We start from the raw sequence: 15,465 nt of genomic DNA, 5'->3' as shown, positions 1-15,465 counted from the left end.
GACTCTTGATCTCGACAGGTAGACATTTCCCCTAGCGCAGAAGTTCTCTGCCACCGGGCAGTCGAAACCAGGCAGCCCACAAAGGCGGTGGGATTGACCATCGGAACACGGGCAACTTGGGGGAACCTGTGCGCGTGACTTGACTTGTTCCCCGGGGGGAAATTCATGATGCGCCCATTCTATATGGTGGCTGCACTTGGCTGCTACACAGCTTTCTTCGTCGCCTTCGTATATCTGGTGGGGTTTTTGGCTGGCCTGCCAATGCTTCCCACCCATGTTGACAAGGGGATCGTCTCAGATCCCGTCACCGCAACCGTCTGGAACCTTGGCCTGATCGCCCTTTTCGGTTTGCAGCACAGCGTCATGGCCCGGCCAGCCTTCAAGGCTGCCTGGACCCGGATCGTCCCGCCTGCACTTGAGCGCAGTTTCTATTGCCTCGCTTCGGCCATCGTCCTCGCGCTGCTTTACCGGTTCTGGCACCCGATTCCGGCCGTGATCTGGGACATTGGCAATCCGCTGGCCCGTAATCTGATCTGGGGCTTGTTCCTGGCCGGGTTTGGGATTGTTTTCATCAGCACCTGGCTGATCAACCACTTCGAACTGTTTGGTCTGGCGCAGGCGTGGAACGCCGGGCGGGGTAGCAATCCTGCCGCACCGACCATGCGCACGCCCTTGTTCTACAAGCTGGTGCGGCACCCGCTCTACACCGGCTTCCTGATTGCCTTCTGGGCCGCGCCAACGATGACTGCCGGGCATTTGCTGTTCGCTGCGGGGATGACCGTCTACATCTTCATCGGGATCCACCATGAAGAGCGTGACCTGATGGGAACCTTCGGCGCAGACTATGCATCCTACCGCCAGAAGGTCGGCAAGGTTATTCCGGGGGTGGGCAAAGGCTAAAACGCGTCGGCGGCGTCGATCAGGCTGGTCAGCTTCTTTGGCGCCACGCTGCGCCAGGAGCGGGCCAGCCATTCGCCGATCTCGTCCCAGTCGTTGCGGCCGAGGTCGAGCCGCATCGCGATCCAGCCGTCGCCGAAATAGGCCGGGCGGTAATAGCGCTCGGGATCGTACTCGATCAGCTGGGCTTGTTCGTCCGGCCCACTGATCTTGACCAGCAGCGCGATCTTGCCGTCGCCATGGTGGTCCATGCTGACATAGGCGAACTTCTTGCCCTTCACGATGCCGAAGCAGGGCATGCCGTGGCTGGTCACTTCATCGGCTTCGGGCAGGGCGAGGGCCCGTTCGCGCACTTGCGCGACCAGGTGCTCCGGCGAAGTCTCGCGGCTCACCAGCGCGGCGAGGCAGCGCGAATAAAGCTGATGCTCGGCGATCAGCACCCGCGCGGCGAGGCTGTCAGCCGTATCGCCGGGCAGGATTGCCACGGGCGTCTGGCCCAGCACCGGCCCGTCATCGAGTTCGGCGGTGACAAGGTGGACGGTGCAGCCGCCGTGGCTGTCACCCGCCTCGATGGCGCGCTCATGGGTGTGCAAGCCCTTGTACTTCGGCAGCAGGCTGGGGTGCACGTTGACCATCCGGCCTTCCCAGCCGCTGACGAAATCGGGCGTCAGGATCCGCATATAGCCGGCCAGCGCCACGAACTGCGCGCCGCTGGCCCGGATCGCCGCGTCCATCGCCTGATCGTGCGCCGCGCGCTCCATGCCCTTGTGGGGCAGGGCAAAGGTCGGCACGCCCTCGGCTGCGGCCAAGGTCAGACCGCCGGCCTCAGCGTTGTTCGAGGCGACCAGGACAATCTCATAGGGGCAGTCTGCGGCGCGGCTGGCATAGAGCAGCGCCGCCATATTGGTGCCGCTGCCTGAGATCAGGACGGCGACTTTGGCCCGTTCAGGCAAGGTGGACGGCTTCCCAGGAGGCACGGGCCGACCAGGCTTCCGCGCTGCCCTGCACGGTGCAGCCGCGCTCGCCCGCTTCGATTGCGCCGATCACGTGGACGGTCTCGCCAGCGGCCTGCAGATCGGCGATCAGGCCGGCGGCGTCATCCGCCGCGACCGCCAGGACCATGCCGATCCCGCAGTTGAAGGTCCGGGCCATTTCCTCAGGCTCGATATTGCCCTGGGCCTGGAGGAAGGCCATCAGCCGCGGCTGTTCCCAGGCATCGGCATCGATCCGGGCGTGCAGCCCCTTGGGCAGGACGCGCGGCACGTTCTCCAGCAAGCCGCCGCCGGTGATATGGGCCAGCGCATGGATCTTGCCGCCGCGGATCAGGGGTAGCAGGCTCTTCACGTAGATCCGGGTCGGTTCGATCAGGTGATCGATCAGCAGCCGGTCAGCGTCGAACAGGGCAGGGCGGTCCAGTTTCCAGCCCTTGTCGGCCGCAAGGCGTCGGACCAGGGAATAGCCGTTTGAGTGAACGCCCGAGGAGGGCAAACCCAGCAGCACATCGCCCTCGGCAACCTTTTCTCCGGTGAGCTGCTCGCCGCGCTCAACCGCGCCGACGCAAAAGCCGGCAAGATCATAGTCGCCTGCGGCATACATCCCGGGCATTTCCGCCGTTTCACCGCCGATGAGGGCGCAGCCGGCGATCTTGCAGCCTTCGGCAATGCCGGCAACGACGCGTTCGGCGACGCCGTTCTCCAGCTTGCCGGTCGCAAAGTAGTCGAGGAAGAACAGCGGCTCGGCGCCCTGGACGATCAGGTCGTTGACGCACATCGCGACCAGGTCCTCACCAATCCGGTCATGCCGGTCATGGTCGATCGCGAGCTTGACCTTGGTGCCTACCCCATCGTTGGCGGCGACCAGCAGCGGGTCGGTATAGCCCGCCGCCTTGGGATCGAAGAAGCCGCCGAAGCCCCCAATCTCAGCATCCGCGCCGGGCCGGGCCGTCGCCTTGACCAGCGGACCAATCGCCTTGACCAGCGCATTGCCCGCCGCGATCGAGACGCCGGCCGTTTCATAAGTGTAGGACTTTTCCGCCATGCAGGCCGCCTAACGCTTTCCGGCTTGGATTTCCATGTGCGATTGGGCAAAAGGCGCACGGTTTTCCCCGATGGCTGTCGCATCCCTTCCTTCCTTGCCGCTCCGCTGGCGTCCCGGCCCTGCCGCCACCCTGCTGGGTGGGCTCGGGGTGGCACTGATGCTGGGACTGGCGGTGATCGGGTCCGAGCGGCTGATCGCGCAGATCGAGGGGGATCGGGGGATAATCCCGGTTGCCGCTTCATCGGACATCGCGATCAGCGGGGTGCAGGTCGAAACGACCGGCGATACGCCTGAGCAGGCGCGGCTCAACGGCTGGCAGGAGGCGCAGAAGCTGGCCTGGGCCAAGGCCGGGGGCCCACCGATGGATCTGGGCGTGATCGAAAGTATGGTCTCGGCCGTGGTGGTGGAGCGCGAGCAGATCGGGCCGCGCCGCTATATCGCCACGCTGGGCGTGGTGTTCGACCGCGCCCGCGCCGGGCAGTACATTAGCGGCAAGGGCATTGCCGGGCAGCAGTCGGCCCCGCTTCTGGTGATCCCCGTGCTGCGTTCGGGCGGGGTCAGCCAGGTCTTTGAAGTGCGCGGGCAGTGGCAGGCGGCCTGGGCGGCCTTCAATGCCGGGAGCAGCCCGATCGACTATGTCCGGCCGAGCGGTGCGGGCGGCGATTCGCTGCTGCTTACCGCTGGTCAGCCGCAGCGCCGCAGCCGCGCCTGGTGGCGCAACGTGCTCGACCAGTTTGGCGCGGCCGATGTGATCATTCCCGAAGCCCGACTGGAACGGCAATGGCCTGGCGGACCGGTACGCGGCACTTTCACGGCGCGTTATGGCCCGGACAACCGCTTCCTCGAAAGCTTTACCCTGACCGCCAATGAAGAGGCCGCTGTGCCGGCCATGCTGGCAACTGCTGTGCAGCGGATCGACGCGATCTATGCCCGGGCGCTGGCGGCGGGCGCGCTGAAGCCAGATGCCACGCTCAACCATGGCGGCCAGATGGATGCCGGGCTGGCAGCCCTGGTCGAGGCCGCGCGCCGGGCCGAACAGGGGGCGGCAAGCAGTGCTGATGCGGCAGCCACGCCCACCCCAACGGCATCGGCCGCTGCACCTGCCACGCTGTCCACCTTTACCGTCCAGTTCGCTTCGCCCGATGCTTCGGCAGTCGATGCGGCCCTGGCGGCGGTGCGCGGTGCACCGGGGGTGCAGGGCGCTTCGACCACCAGTCTGGCCATGGGCGGTACTTCGGTCATGCGGGTAACCTATGCTGGCGAGCTTTCCGGCCTGGCCGATGCGCTGCGCGCGCGCGGCTGGCGCGTGACGATGGGTCCCAACGCGCTGTCGATCCGCCGCTGATGAGCCAGATTGCGCTGCCACTGCACGCCGGAGGGGCGGGACCAAGCCGCATTGTCGTTGGCAGCGCCAATGCCACCGCGCTGGAAGCCTGCGCCCTTGCCGAAACCTGGCCATTCCGCACAGCCGTGCTGGCCGGCCCGCCGCGCTCGGGCAAGTCGCTGATCGCACGCTGGTTTGCCGAAAGCGGCCTGGGCGAGGCGATCGACGATGCCGACAAGATCGACGAGACCGAGCTGTTCCACCGCTGGAACCGCGCGCAGGAAAGCGGCACGCCGCTGCTGATCGTGCGCGGTACCGTGCCCGGCGGCTGGCAAATCGGACTGCCGGACCTGCGCTCGCGCCTTGGGGCCGTGCTCCAGCTAGAGATTGGCGCGCCCGACGATGCCATGCTGGCCGAGCTGCTCGCGGTTCACGCCGAGCAGCGTCTGCTGGCGCTTGGCCCCGATGCTGTAACCTATCTTGTGCCCCGGATCGAACGTACCCACATGGGTGCAGAGCAGGTCATCGCCGCGATCGACCGGCTCAGCCTTGAACGCAAGGCGCCGCCGGGTCCAGCGATCTGGCGCGCTGCGCTTGAAGCGGTCCTGGGACCGGACGAGCCACGCTTGCTTTGAGGTTGCTCCTATGGGAGAATCCGTGGCCGATGGGGAATTCTATGCCGGGACGTTTCATTACCTATCTGGATTCGATCCAGGCCCGCGATCCGGCCGTCCGGTCGCGCTGGGAAATCCTGCTATATCCGGGTGTCTGGGCGCTGGGTTTCCACCGCGTGGCGCACCGGCTGTTTCGCGCGCGGCTCTATCTGCTGGCGCGGCTGGTCAATCATTTCAGCCGCTTCATGACCGCGATCGATATCCACCCCGGCGCAAAGATCGGGCGCAATTTCTTTATCGACCACGGCTTTGTGGTGATCGGTGAAACGGCCGAGATCGGCGATAACGTCACCATGTACCAGGGCTCGACCCTGGGCGGGACCAACCCGACCAACGGCGTCGGCGGCAAGCGCCACCCGACCATCGGCGATGGCGTGATCATCAGTCTGGGCGCGGCGATCCTGGGGCCGATTTACGTCGGCAAGGATTCGCGCATCGGGGCCAATGCCGTGGTGACCAAGGACGTGCCCGAAGGTGCAACCATGCTGGGCATCCCGGCCAAGCCGACCCCGGTTGAGGTCAAGCCGGAAACCCAGGCCTTTGTGCCCTATGGCACGCCGTGCTCCGAACGGTTCGACCCGGCGACGCAGAAGCTGGAGATCCTGCAGTGCGAGATCGATACGCTGCAAAAACGGGTCGCCCAGCTGCTTGAAGAGCGCGATGCCCAGGCGGCCAAGCAAAGCTCGGGTCGCAAGCGGGGCGGCGCTGCTTGAGCGCAGTCGTCACGCCCTTTCCGTTCCAGGCCGCGCGGATCGCGCAGGTCGGGTTTGAGCGGGACGAATTGCAACGCATCCTGGATCTCTATGGGCGGATGGTCGCTGCCGGATTGTGGCGCGACTATGCGATGGATTTCGGCAAGGAGGCCGCCAGCTTCTGCGGCTTCCGCCGCGCCGCCGAACGGCCCGAGGCGCGGATCGAAAAGCGTCCTGCCTTGCGCACCAAGCAGGGCATGTGGACGCTCTATGGTGAGGCGGGACAGGTTCTAAAGCGCGGGCACGAATTGTCCGGCGTGTTGTTCCCGCTGGAGCGGCGACTGCTCAAGGTGGTTGAGGACTAGGCGTGCGGCTGCGGCCCGCCGGACCGACAGGCTGATTGATCTGGACTGCACAAACGGACGGATGCGGCCGGTGCGAATGTACCCGTGAAGCCGATCGAGCGAGGCTTGCAGCCAATCCTTGCGAACGGCGGATGGGGTCGCTGCCAAGAACCATCCACTCGGCCCTGCGGTCAGTGGCGCTGGCGGGACGGGCTCGCTCCCCTGCCGCCTGGCGTTCAGGACCGTAAAGGTCCAGTTCCACGATCCGGGATCGGTGCCTTGTCGCACCGGCCACTGCACGGAAGCAGGCGGCACGCGTAACCCGTCCGGCATCCGTCGGGCGCACATATGAACCAAAATGGTTCGTTTGTCAAGTCAAACCTAACCACTCAACGTCATCCCCGCGAAAGCGGGGACCCATCTCCCAAGATGGCGAGTGGCGCGGCGGTGGTGATGTCAGGTGATGGGTCCCCGCTTTCGCGGGGATGACGGAAAAGGGAATATGTTGCCAAAAGCAACGGGGCGGCGAGACCAGCCCGCCGCCCCGCACTGTGGCGATTGCTGTGATTAGGCCGCAGCCGGCAGCCGTCCCCGCCATTGATCGGGCAAGGGCGATACCACAGCCCGCCGGATCGGACCCCAGAAGGCCGAGAGGCTGAGCAGGGCCGATCCGATGACTAGGCCGGTCAGCGCGACGTTCAGCTCAACCATGCCAAAGTTCTTGAACAGCAGGGTCATGGCGGTCAGCACATAGGCCAGTGCTGACACCAGCAGCGCGCGGCGGTCGACCGCCAGGGCAACCAGCCCGAGCAGGACATAGATCACGATCACGCCCAGCGCAGCCGGCGCGCCGATGTTCTGGCCCTCGGTCACGCCCAGGGCATGGAACAGGGGGTGGGCGATCATCGGTGCGGCCAGCAGGTGCAGCCAGAAGGCAACGTCGCTGCGGCGGGTTTCGCGGGCGCGGTCCGACATGTCCCAGCGCATGGCAAAGCCGAAGACGACAATCCCGGCGCCAAACAGCAGCCACAGCAGGACATTCTCCATCCCGTCGCGGCCGACCAGCGGCTGGATTGCGGCCATGATCAGCGCCACCGCTGTGGCGGCAAGCGCCGCCGTACCCGCGGCAACCGTGATCGGCACCATGAAGCGCCGCCAGTGGACCAGCGCGGCCCCGCCGGCCAGCAAGGCAATGCCCGCGCCGATCAGCGCCGTTGTCTGGTCGCTAAACTGCGGATCGGTGGAATCGATGATCTCGAGCGGAATGGCGATCACCCCGCCGACAAAGGCCAGCAGCAAGACGATCGAGGGCAGGGCCATGCGCCGCTTGCGCGTAAAGAATTCGGCCATCAGCCAGGCGGCGCCTGCCACCAGCAGACCCCCAGCGCCGGCGGATATGGCCCCGCCGATCCCGGCGCAGGCCACCAGCAGCAGCACAGCGGCAATGGTCACGAAGATATCGTTGAACCCGGTGATCAGCCGGAAATGTTCTTCATCAGCGACGGGGGCATTGCGCATCCCGTTGGCATGATCGCGCAGCGCCTGCGCCGCTTCGCGGCTTAGCGCTCCTGCGGCGACTGCGGACTGCAGTTCGGCTTCGCTATACATGGGCATCCTCCACCTGTTGTCGGAAGAGGATGCCCCATGTGTATTACTGTGTCAATACAGCATGCAGGATTGCGGCCTGCCCCGCCTGCTTGCGGCAGGCGGCATTGGATCAGCCCAAGCCGCCGATCTTGGCGAGGGCGGCCATCACGACCTGGCTCTGTTCGCCGCCCGACTGGGGGACGATCTCGCCGGTACGGTCGATGATCTGTTCCCAGGCCGCCGCGATGCCTTCTGGCGTACGTTCGTCAGCCGGCAGGGCGACGCCCGGCGTCAGAGTGACGTAAGCGGCGTGATAGGCCCCGGCGCCGGCGCCGCAGATCATGTTGGTCGGCGCGTCTTCGCTGACCAGGTACAGGGCCATCGGCGCAACGTTTTCCGGCTTCAGCGCGTTGAAAAGGGTTTCGGGCATGCCAAGGTCTTCGGTCATGCGGGTACCCGCGACCGGGGCCAGGGTGTTGATCCGCACGTTGTACTTCGCGCCTTCAAGCGCGAGGGTCTTGGTGAAGCCCGCCAGGCCCAGCTTGGCCGCGCCATAGTTGGCCTGGCCGAAGTTGCCGAACAGGCCGGTGCTGCTGGCGGTCATCAGGATGCGGCCATAGGCTTGTTCACGCATCAGGTCCCACACCGCCTTGGTGCAGTTGGCGCTGCCGTTCAGGTGAACGTCGATCACCAGCTTCCAGTCTTCCATGGTCATCTTGGCGAAGCTCTTGTCGCGCAGGATGCCGGCGTTGTTGATCAGGATGTGCACGCCGCCCCAGGCTTCCTTGGCCTTGGCGACCATCTCTTCCATCTGGGCGAGGTCGGTGACCGAGCCGCCGTTCGACATGGCTTCGCCGCCCATCGCCTTGATCTCTTCGACAACCTTCAGCGCGGCGTCGGAATGGCCCGTGCCATCGCGGCTGCCGCCCAGGTCATTGACGACAACCTTGGCGCCGCGCTTGGCCAGCTCGAGGGCATAGGAACGGCCCAGGCCGCCGCCCGCGCCGGTAACGATCGCAACACGGTCCTTGAAAGAAATGGTCATAAGCTTAGCTCCACAAAAATCTGTTGGATCCCGCTGGGGAAGCGCGGGCTGCACTGGCACGGCTTTCCTCGGCTTTCAACAGGGTAGAAAGGTGCTGGCGTTGCCGTAGCGGCAGTGGACGCGCAGTTGTCAAATAACTGTCACCTAGAAGTCCTAGATGCGTCTGCGAATCGAAACAAAACTGTCACGAGGGACTCAAGGCATGAACACCGGACTGCGCATTTCCGCCATCGCCGTTGCCGTTTCGCTGGGCTGGGCCAGTCCGGCCCTGGCCGGCGCCAAGGAAGACGCCGCCATGCGCGAGGAACTCGCCGCGATGCGCGCACAGATGCAGGCGCTTGCGGCCCGGGTCGATAGCCTTGAAGGCCAGCTCGACAGCGCCAAGGCCCGCGCCGAAAGCGCCGAGGCCCGCGCCGCCGCCGCGCTCGCCCAGGCCGAAGCGGCCAAGACCGATGCCGCCAGCGCCGCCAAGGCCGCGAAGAGCGCCGAACCGGCCTTCGCCGTCAACTGGAAGGGCGCACCGGAGCTTTCGACCAAGGACGGCTGGAGCTTCAAGCCGCGCGGGCGCCTGCATCTTGATGCCGGGACGATCTCCTCACCCGGCGCGCTGACCACCCCCAGCCTGGGCGGCAATCTGCGCGTTCGCCGCGTTCGTTTGGGGGCAGAAGGGACGATGCCGGGCGGCCTGGGCTACAAGGCCGAGTTCGACTTTGCCAACAGCAGCGTCGCCTTGGCCGATTTCCTGGTGTCCTATTCGCCAGCGAACGCTCCCATCACAGTGCGCTTCGGCAACTTCGAAACGATGGACGGGATGGAGCAAATCACCAGCTCCAACTACATTTCCTTCATGGAACGCGCTTCGTTCAACGATGCCTTCCTCAATTCGCGCCGCCTTGGCGCTGCCGTGGCCTACAAGGGCAAAAACGACGATTGGCGCGCGGAAGTCGGTCTGTTTGCGGCGCACTCGCTCGATAGCAGCCTCGATAACAACGGCTGGATCGGCGCGGCGCGGCTGACTTATATGCCGAAGGCGTTGGGCGGACAGCTCCACCTCGGCGTCAATTACCAATACCGCGATTTCGCCTCGAACATTTCGGGTGGCACCTCAACCGGAACCAACATGCCCTCAACCAACCAGCTGGCCCGTTATCGCGCCCGGCCGAACAGCCAGCTGACTGACGTACGGTTCGTCGATACCGGCAGCTTTGCGGCGAAAGGCGATTCAATTCTGGGCGTGGAAGCAGCTGGCATCTTCGGTCCGTTGCATGTCGCGGGCGAAGCCCAGTGGTTGAAGGCCCGCGGGTACAAGGCGGGTGACCTCGCGACTGGCACCGATGCCTTCTCGGGCGGCAACTCGGCGGTCGTGCCCGTTACCAATCCGGGCTTCTTCGGGGCCTATGGTGAAGTCGGCTATTTCCTGACCGGCGATACCCGAGGCTACAAGCGCGGCGACGGCACCTGGACGCGGACCAAGGTGCTGAAGCCGATCAGCAAGGGCGGGGCCGGGGCGATCCAGATTGTTGGCCGTTACGAATATCTCGACCTGTCGGATGAAGATCTGGTGAGCGGCCCGACCAACAATTTCGCCACCGGAGCAACTAGCCTCGCGGCGCTGAACGCCCGTTTGGGCCGGGGCGGTACCCAGTCGAGCTACCTCGTCGGGGTGAACTGGTACCTCAACGATTACCTGCGGCTGATGCTGAATTATGGCCGCATAGAGGTGGAGGGCGGGCCGCAGGCGGCGATCGTCGATCCGGCTTCGACCCTGCCGGTCAACCAGCGCAATTACGGCGTGAATGTGCTGCAGAGCCGCCTGCAGTTCGATTTCTAAAGCGTCGCCAGCACCGGGATCAGGGTGTCGAAGTGGTCGATCACCGCTTCGGCGCCCAGCTCGTGTGCGGGCTGGTCATTGAAGCCAAAGCTGACCGCGACGCAGGGCAGGCCGGCGGCGCGGGCCGCGCCGGTGTCGAATGTCGTGTCCCCAACATAGGCCGCCGCGCCGCCGCCTGAGCGTTCGACCATCGCGTGCAAGGCATCGGGCGCGGGCTTCAACGGAAAGCCGCCGCCGCCACCGATTACACAGGCAAAGCGGTCCAGCAGGCCCAGTTCGCCCAGCAGCTTGACCGCCAGGTGCTGCGGCTTGTTGGTGACCATCGCGATCCTGACACCGCACGCGTCCAGCGCGTCAAGCATCGCTGCCCCGCCGGGATAGAGCGCAGTGTGAACCGCGATGTTGGCTTCGTAGTGGGCGAGCAGCACCTGGCGCAGCGCATCGAAATCGATGCCGTCGTCACCCCCGGTCAGCGCCAGCGCGCGGCGCAGCATGAGCCCCGATCCGCCGCCGATCAGGTTCATCACCTGGGCATCGGGCACTGGTGGGCGGTCGATGCTGGCCAGCGCATGGTTCAGCGCCACGCCCAAGTCGCGCGAGGTGTCGAGCAGGGTCCCGTCGAGATCGAAGCCCACGGTGGCAAAGCGGATCGCAGTCATCGCCAGCCCCGTGGTGCAGCGTTCTGGAATCGGCAAGCATTTGGTGGCATGGCACGCGCATGAGCCAGTCACTTGCTGTTATCGTCCTTGCCGCGGGCAAGGGCACCCGCATGAAGAGCGACCTGCACAAGGTGCTCCACCCGATCGCCGGCCATCCGATGCTGCTGCACTTGCTTGGGTCGATCGGCGCAGTCGGTGTCGCGCGGACGGTGATCGTAGCCGGAGACCGGCGTGAGCAGATCGAGGCCGCGCTGGCCGGGACAGGTTCGGAAGTGGTCGTACAGGAACCGCAGCTTGGCACGGCCCACGCCGCGCTGCAGGCCAAGGCTGCACTGGCCGATTTTTCGGGGCTGGTGCTGGTCTGTTTCGGCGACGTACCGTTCCTGGCGGCAAGCACGGTGCGGCGGCTGTGCGATGCGCTGTCATCCGGCGCAAAGGTGGCAGTGCTGGGCTTCCGGCCAGACGATACCGCCGCCTATGGCCGGATCATCGCCGATCATGATGGCACCGTCCGCAAGATGGTCGAGCACAAGGATGCCAGCCAAGAAGAGCGCGCGGTCAATCTGTGCAATTCGGGCGTGATCGTCGCCCATAGCGATGACATGTGGCGGCTGCTGGAAGCGGTCGGCAATGACAATGCGGCGGGCGAATATTACCTCCCCGATGTTGCCACCAATGCCATCGCCGAAGGCGCGCGGGTCGTCGTGGTCGAGACCGACGAGGCCGAAGTCATGGGCATCAACAGCCGGGCCGAACTGGCCGAGGCGGAAGCCCGCTGGCAGCAGCGCCGCCGCCGCCAGGCCATGGATGACGGCGCCTCGCTGGTCGCGCCGGAAACGGTCTGGTTTGCCTGGGATACCAAGCTTGGCCGCGATGTGCTGGTTGAACCCAACGTGGTGTTCGGTCCCGGCGTTTCCGTGGCTGATGGGGTAAAGATCCGCGGCTTCTGCCATATCGAAGGCGCGCGCCTTGCCACCGGTGTTGAAGTTGGCCCCTATGCTCGCTTGCGGCCCGGTGCGGTGCTGGAGGAGAAGGCCAAGGTCGGCAACTTTGTCGAGGTCAAGAAGGCGACGATGGGCAAAGGCGCCAAGGCCAATCACCTGGCCTATATCGGCGATGCCGAAGTCGGGGCCGGGGCGAACATTGGCGCAGGCACGATTACCTGCAATTACGATGGCTATTTCAAATACAAGACGGTTATCGGCGAACGCGCCTTCATCGGCTCCAACTCCGCGCTGGTCGCCCCGGTCAAGATCGGTGCCGACGCTATCGTCGCCGCCGGCAGCGCCGTGACGCGCGACGTGATGGACGGCGAACTGCGGATCGTGCGCGGCGAGCAGCTGGTCAAGCCGGGTTGGGCGGACCGGTTCCACGACGCGATGAAGAAGAAGAAGGCCGAGAAGCAGGGTTGAACGAGAGCCGACAGGTGCCATCTGGAGACCATGCAAAGCCTGCCTCTTGATCACCTAACCATTCTGTCCCGCGACTTTGACGAGTCCGCCAGGTTTTATGGCCTGGTCCTGCCTTTGCTAGGCTTTGCGCAGAAAAGGCGAGGGATTTGGTCGAACGAACTTGGGCTGTTTCTGCAATTTCGTGAAGCCTACCCCGACACCGGAGACTATGGCCGATATGCGCCGGGGCTCAACCATCTGGGCTTCAAGGCGCCAGATTCTCAAGTGGTCGAAGCGATCAAGCAGGCTATGGATAGTGCTGGCTACGAAGCACGGTTGCAGCGCTTTGGCGAAGGCGTCGTAGCTTTATTCATTCCGGACCCCGATGGCCTGCGAGTCGAGATTTCATACTATCCACCGGGGATCGATCCGGTCGACTAGAATGGGCTTGACATGATATCATGATATGATATCAGTATATCAATGACCCGCATTCTCGCCGACCTGCCCGAAGAGGATATCAAGTGGCTCGATGCTCGCGCTGCCGAACAGGGCAAGTCGCGCGCGTCGGTGCTGCGCGATGCGGTCAGTGCCTACAAGGCGCAATCACCTGCTGACGGCAACAAGGACTGGATCACACGCGGGGCCGGCCTGTGGAAGGATCGTCAAGACATTGCTGACGGGGTCGAATATCAACGTGCCATCCGCCAGGATCGCACCCCATCCGAAGACCTTTGATCTGTGTCGGACCCGTTCTTCGATACCAACATCCTGGTCGATTGGCTCAAGGATCGCGCCCCGGCCGCGGCTGAGCTGTCGCGCTACCGCCGCCACCGCATCAGTCGGATCGTCTGGACCGAGGTGCTGGCAGGCGAAGCCCTGGAGCGCCGCGACCTTGTTCAGCAGGCCATCGCCCCGTTCGAAGTTGTCGAGATTGACGCGCGGATTGCCAGTGCGGCTGCGGACATTCGGCACCGCACGCGCATGAAACTGCTCGACGCCTTTATCCTTGCCACGGCACAGGTGAACGGCGCGATCCTGATTACCCGAAACACCAAGGATTTCCCGGCAGAAATGCCCGGCATCCGGGTTCCCTATATCCTTTAAGCGAAAGCAAGTTTCATGTGCGGCATTATCGGTATCGTCGGCAAGGAAGACGTGGCAGAGCGGCTGGTCGATGGCCTGCGGCGGATGGAGTACCGCGGCTATGACTCGTCCGGCATCTGCACCATGGCCAATGGTCAGCTGATCCGGCGCCGGGCTCCCGGCAAGCTGTTCAATCTGGTCAAGGAACTGGCGCGCGATCCGGCGCCCGGCACTGTAGGCATTGCCCACACCCGCTGGGCCACCCACGGCGCGCCGACTGCCGCCAATGCCCACCCGCACGCTACCGAGGTGCTGGCGCTGGTTCACAACGGGATCATTGAGAACTTCAAGCCCTTGCGCGAGGCGCTGACTGCGCGCGGCCGCAAGTTCGAAAGCGAGACCGATACCGAAGTCGTTGCTCACCTGCTGTCCGAAGCGGTGGAAGGTGGCGCGAGTCCCGAGGACGCGGTCAAGGCGGTCTTGCCGCAGCTGCGCGGCGCATTTGCCCTGGCGATAGCTTTCCGCGAACACCCGGACATGCTGATCGGCGCGCGGCTCGGCTCGCCGCTGGTCGTCGGCTATGGCGACGGTGAAACCTACCTTGGCTCCGATGCCCTGGCGCTTGCGCCGCTGACCCAGAAAATCGCCTACCTCGACGAAGGTGACTGGGTGGTGGTGACCCGCGACGGCGCCCAGATCTACGACAAGGACAACAACCCGGTTACCCGCGAGGTCACAACCTCGGGTGCGTCGGCCGCGGCGATCGAGAAGGGTAACTACCGCCACTTCATGCAGAAGGAGATCTTCGAGCAGCCGACCGTGGTGGCTCAGACGCTCTCCAGCTACATTCGCCAGGTCGACCAGACCGTGGCCCTGCCGCAGTTCGATTTCGATCTTTCGACTATCAACCGCGTGACGATCGTCGCTTGCGGGACCAGCTACTATGCCGGGATGGTCGCAAAGTACTGGTTCGAGCAGTTTGCCCGGCTGCCGGTCGACATCGATTTCGCCAGCGAATTCCGCTATCGTGAGCCTGTGCTCGAGCCGGGCGGATTGGCACTGTTCATCTCGCAGAGCGGAGAGACGGCCGATACGCTTGCCGCGCTGCGCCACTGCAAGCAGCATGGCCAGACCATCGCCGTGGTAGTCAACGTACCGACCAGCTCGATGGCGCGCGAAGCGGACCTGCTGCTGCCGACCCACGCCGGACCAGAAATTGGCGTTGCCAGTACCAAGGCCTTTACCTGCCAGCTTGCCGTCCTGGCCGCGCTGGCGGCGCACATGGCGGTGGCGCGCGGGCGGATGACCCGGGCCGAAGAGGCCGAAGTGGTGGTCCATCTGCTTCAGGCGCCGGCCAGCCTCAACGCGGCGCTTGCCCACGATGCAGACATTGCTGCCATGGCCCACCTGATCGCCCCCGCGCGAGATGTGCTTTATCTGGGGCGCGGGCCGGACTATCCGCTGGCTCTCGAAGGAGCATTAAAGCTGAAAGAAATCAGTTATATCCATGCAGAAGGTTATGCATCGGGTGAGATGAAGCATGGACCGATCGCGCTGATTGACGAGGCCGTGCCCGTGATCGTCCTCGCGCCATCGGGCCCGCTGTTCGAGAAGACCGTTTCGAACATGCAGGAGGTCCGCGCCCGCGGCGGCAAGATCGTGCTCGTTTCTGACCGTGCCGGGCTGGACGAGGCAGGCGAGGGCTGCCTTGCGACGATCGAGATGCCGCGCGTCCATCCGCTCATTGCGCCGCTGGTCTATGCCGTGCCGGTGCAGCTGATTGCCTACCATGTCGCTTGCGTGAAGGGGACGGATGTCGATCAGCCCCGCAACCTCGCCAAGTCGGTTACGGTCGAATAGCTGCAAACCGCCGCAAAAGGGCGGCTCGGTTTACGGGG

Annotated in this window: 16 protein-coding genes; 11 read left to right on the top strand and 5 right to left on the bottom strand. The window is 64.8% G+C overall.

Annotated elements, in window-relative coordinates:
- The first annotated feature begins 165 nt into the window (after positions 1–165).
- Positions 166–900, top strand: a complete 735-nt coding sequence (mddA, locus tag FRF71_RS00710; protein ID WP_238339319.1) for a methanethiol S-methyltransferase — start codon at positions 166–168, stop codon at positions 898–900.
- On the opposite strand, the gene purN is transcribed toward mddA, so the two are convergent.
- On the bottom strand, positions 897–1,850 hold the full coding sequence (gene purN, locus FRF71_RS00705) for a phosphoribosylglycinamide formyltransferase (protein ID WP_147088745.1): 954 nt from the start codon (positions 1,848–1,850) through the stop codon (positions 897–899). The genes mddA and purN overlap by 4 nt on opposite strands.
- Complete coding sequence (gene purM / locus FRF71_RS00700; RefSeq protein WP_147088744.1) at positions 1,843–2,934, bottom strand: phosphoribosylformylglycinamidine cyclo-ligase; 1,092 nt, start codon at positions 2,932–2,934, stop codon at positions 1,843–1,845. Before purM ends, purN begins: the two co-directional genes overlap by 8 nt.
- A gap of 70 nt (positions 2,935–3,004) precedes the next feature.
- Here purM and FRF71_RS00695 point away from each other — a divergent pair, with 70 nt between their 5' ends.
- From FRF71_RS00695 to FRF71_RS00680, 4 genes are read left to right on the top strand one after another with little or no spacing between them, the layout of a single operon-like run.
- Positions 3,005–4,279: a heavy-metal-associated domain-containing protein gene (locus FRF71_RS00695; protein WP_238339317.1), complete on the top strand. Its 1,275-nt coding sequence runs from the start codon at positions 3,005–3,007 to the stop codon at positions 4,277–4,279.
- Positions 4,279–4,893 carry a P-loop NTPase family protein gene (locus FRF71_RS00690; RefSeq protein ID WP_147088743.1) on the top strand — a complete coding sequence of 205 codons (615 nt, stop codon included), beginning with the start codon at positions 4,279–4,281 and terminating at the stop codon, positions 4,891–4,893. Before FRF71_RS00695 ends, FRF71_RS00690 begins: the two co-directional genes overlap by 1 nt.
- 41 nt (positions 4,894–4,934) lie before the next feature.
- Complete coding sequence (gene epsC / locus FRF71_RS00685) at positions 4,935–5,645, top strand: serine O-acetyltransferase EpsC (protein ID WP_147088742.1); 711 nt, start codon at positions 4,935–4,937, stop codon at positions 5,643–5,645.
- A complete protein-coding gene (locus FRF71_RS00680; protein ID WP_147088741.1) occupies positions 5,642–5,989 on the top strand; it encodes a DUF2794 domain-containing protein in 348 nt (115 codons plus the stop codon). The genes epsC and FRF71_RS00680 overlap by 4 nt, the downstream gene beginning before the upstream one ends.
- A 546-nt stretch (positions 5,990–6,535) precedes the next feature.
- Here the strand turns inward: FRF71_RS00680 and FRF71_RS00675 are convergent.
- Both FRF71_RS00675 and FRF71_RS00670 read right to left on the bottom strand, forming a co-directional pair.
- Positions 6,536–7,576: a hypothetical protein gene (locus FRF71_RS00675; RefSeq protein ID WP_147088740.1), complete on the bottom strand. Its 1,041-nt coding sequence runs from the start codon at positions 7,574–7,576 to the stop codon at positions 6,536–6,538.
- Positions 7,577–7,685: 109 nt separating this feature from the next.
- Positions 7,686–8,600 (bottom strand): SDR family oxidoreductase, encoded by a 915-nt coding sequence (locus FRF71_RS00670; RefSeq protein WP_147088739.1) that lies wholly within the window; start codon positions 8,598–8,600, stop codon positions 7,686–7,688.
- Between the two features lie 202 nt (positions 8,601–8,802).
- On the opposite strand from FRF71_RS00670, the gene FRF71_RS00665 reads away from it, so the two are divergent.
- Positions 8,803–10,431: an OprO/OprP family phosphate-selective porin gene (locus FRF71_RS00665; protein ID WP_147088738.1), complete on the top strand. Its 1,629-nt coding sequence runs from the start codon at positions 8,803–8,805 to the stop codon at positions 10,429–10,431.
- Here FRF71_RS00665 and FRF71_RS00660 read toward each other — a convergent pair.
- Entirely contained in the window at positions 10,428–11,090 is a 663-nt protein-coding gene (locus tag FRF71_RS00660; protein ID WP_147088737.1) for an HAD-IA family hydrolase, read from the bottom strand. The genes FRF71_RS00665 and FRF71_RS00660 overlap by 4 nt on opposite strands.
- Positions 11,091–11,149: 59 nt before the next feature.
- Between FRF71_RS00660 and glmU the strand changes: the two genes are divergently transcribed.
- The 5 genes from glmU to glmS are packed head-to-tail and all read left to right on the top strand — an operon-like array spanning position 11,150 to position 15,427.
- Positions 11,150–12,502: a bifunctional UDP-N-acetylglucosamine diphosphorylase/glucosamine-1-phosphate N-acetyltransferase GlmU gene (gene glmU, locus FRF71_RS00655; RefSeq protein ID WP_147088736.1), complete on the top strand. Its 1,353-nt coding sequence runs from the start codon at positions 11,150–11,152 to the stop codon at positions 12,500–12,502.
- 30 nt (positions 12,503–12,532) lie between these two features.
- A complete protein-coding gene (locus FRF71_RS00650) occupies positions 12,533–12,922 on the top strand; it encodes a VOC family protein (protein ID WP_202878090.1) in 390 nt (129 codons plus the stop codon).
- 42 nt (positions 12,923–12,964) lie between these two features.
- Complete coding sequence (locus tag FRF71_RS00645; protein ID WP_147088735.1) at positions 12,965–13,219, top strand: ribbon-helix-helix protein, CopG family; 255 nt, start codon at positions 12,965–12,967, stop codon at positions 13,217–13,219.
- Between the two features lie 3 nt (positions 13,220–13,222).
- Positions 13,223–13,588 carry a type II toxin-antitoxin system VapC family toxin gene (locus FRF71_RS00640; protein WP_147088734.1) on the top strand — a complete coding sequence of 122 codons (366 nt, stop codon included), beginning with the start codon at positions 13,223–13,225 and terminating at the stop codon, positions 13,586–13,588.
- Between the two features lie 15 nt (positions 13,589–13,603).
- Positions 13,604–15,427, top strand: coding sequence for a glutamine--fructose-6-phosphate transaminase (isomerizing) (gene glmS, locus FRF71_RS00635; protein ID WP_147088733.1), 1,824 nt, complete (start codon positions 13,604–13,606; stop codon positions 15,425–15,427).
- Positions 15,428–15,465 lie beyond the last annotated feature (38 nt).

It is taken from the genome of Novosphingobium ginsenosidimutans (genome assembly GCF_007954425.1).
In the GTDB taxonomy this organism is placed as follows: Bacteria; Pseudomonadota; Alphaproteobacteria; order Sphingomonadales; family Sphingomonadaceae; genus Novosphingobium; species Novosphingobium ginsenosidimutans.
This window is presented reverse-complemented; position numbering and strand designations above follow the sequence as displayed.

Excerpts from the sequence above, each read along its gene's own strand:
- mddA (WP_238339319.1), top strand. The coding sequence starts at position 166 with ATGATGCGCCCATTCTATATGGTGGCTGCACTTGGCTGCTACACAGCT.
- FRF71_RS00665 (WP_147088738.1), top strand. The coding sequence starts at position 8,803 with ATGAACACCGGACTGCGCATTTCCGCCATCGCCGTTGCCGTTTCGCTG.
- FRF71_RS00690 (WP_147088743.1), top strand. The coding sequence starts at position 4,279 with ATGAGCCAGATTGCGCTGCCACTGCACGCCGGAGGGGCGGGACCAAGC.
- FRF71_RS00650 (WP_202878090.1), top strand. The coding sequence starts at position 12,533 with ATGCAAAGCCTGCCTCTTGATCACCTAACCATTCTGTCCCGCGACTTT.
- FRF71_RS00660 (WP_147088737.1), bottom strand. The coding sequence starts at position 11,090 with ATGACTGCGATCCGCTTTGCCACCGTGGGCTTCGATCTCGACGGGACC.
- purM (WP_147088744.1), bottom strand. The coding sequence starts at position 2,934 with ATGGCGGAAAAGTCCTACACTTATGAAACGGCCGGCGTCTCGATCGCG.
- FRF71_RS00675 (WP_147088740.1), bottom strand. The coding sequence starts at position 7,576 with ATGTATAGCGAAGCCGAACTGCAGTCCGCAGTCGCCGCAGGAGCGCTA.
- FRF71_RS00645 (WP_147088735.1), top strand. The coding sequence starts at position 12,965 with ATGACCCGCATTCTCGCCGACCTGCCCGAAGAGGATATCAAGTGGCTC.
- FRF71_RS00695 (WP_238339317.1), top strand. The coding sequence starts at position 3,005 with ATGGCTGTCGCATCCCTTCCTTCCTTGCCGCTCCGCTGGCGTCCCGGC.
- glmU (WP_147088736.1), top strand. The coding sequence starts at position 11,150 with ATGAGCCAGTCACTTGCTGTTATCGTCCTTGCCGCGGGCAAGGGCACC.
- FRF71_RS00670 (WP_147088739.1), bottom strand. The coding sequence starts at position 8,600 with ATGACCATTTCTTTCAAGGACCGTGTTGCGATCGTTACCGGCGCGGGC.
- epsC (WP_147088742.1), top strand. The coding sequence starts at position 4,935 with ATGCCGGGACGTTTCATTACCTATCTGGATTCGATCCAGGCCCGCGAT.
- glmS (WP_147088733.1), top strand. The coding sequence starts at position 13,604 with ATGTGCGGCATTATCGGTATCGTCGGCAAGGAAGACGTGGCAGAGCGG.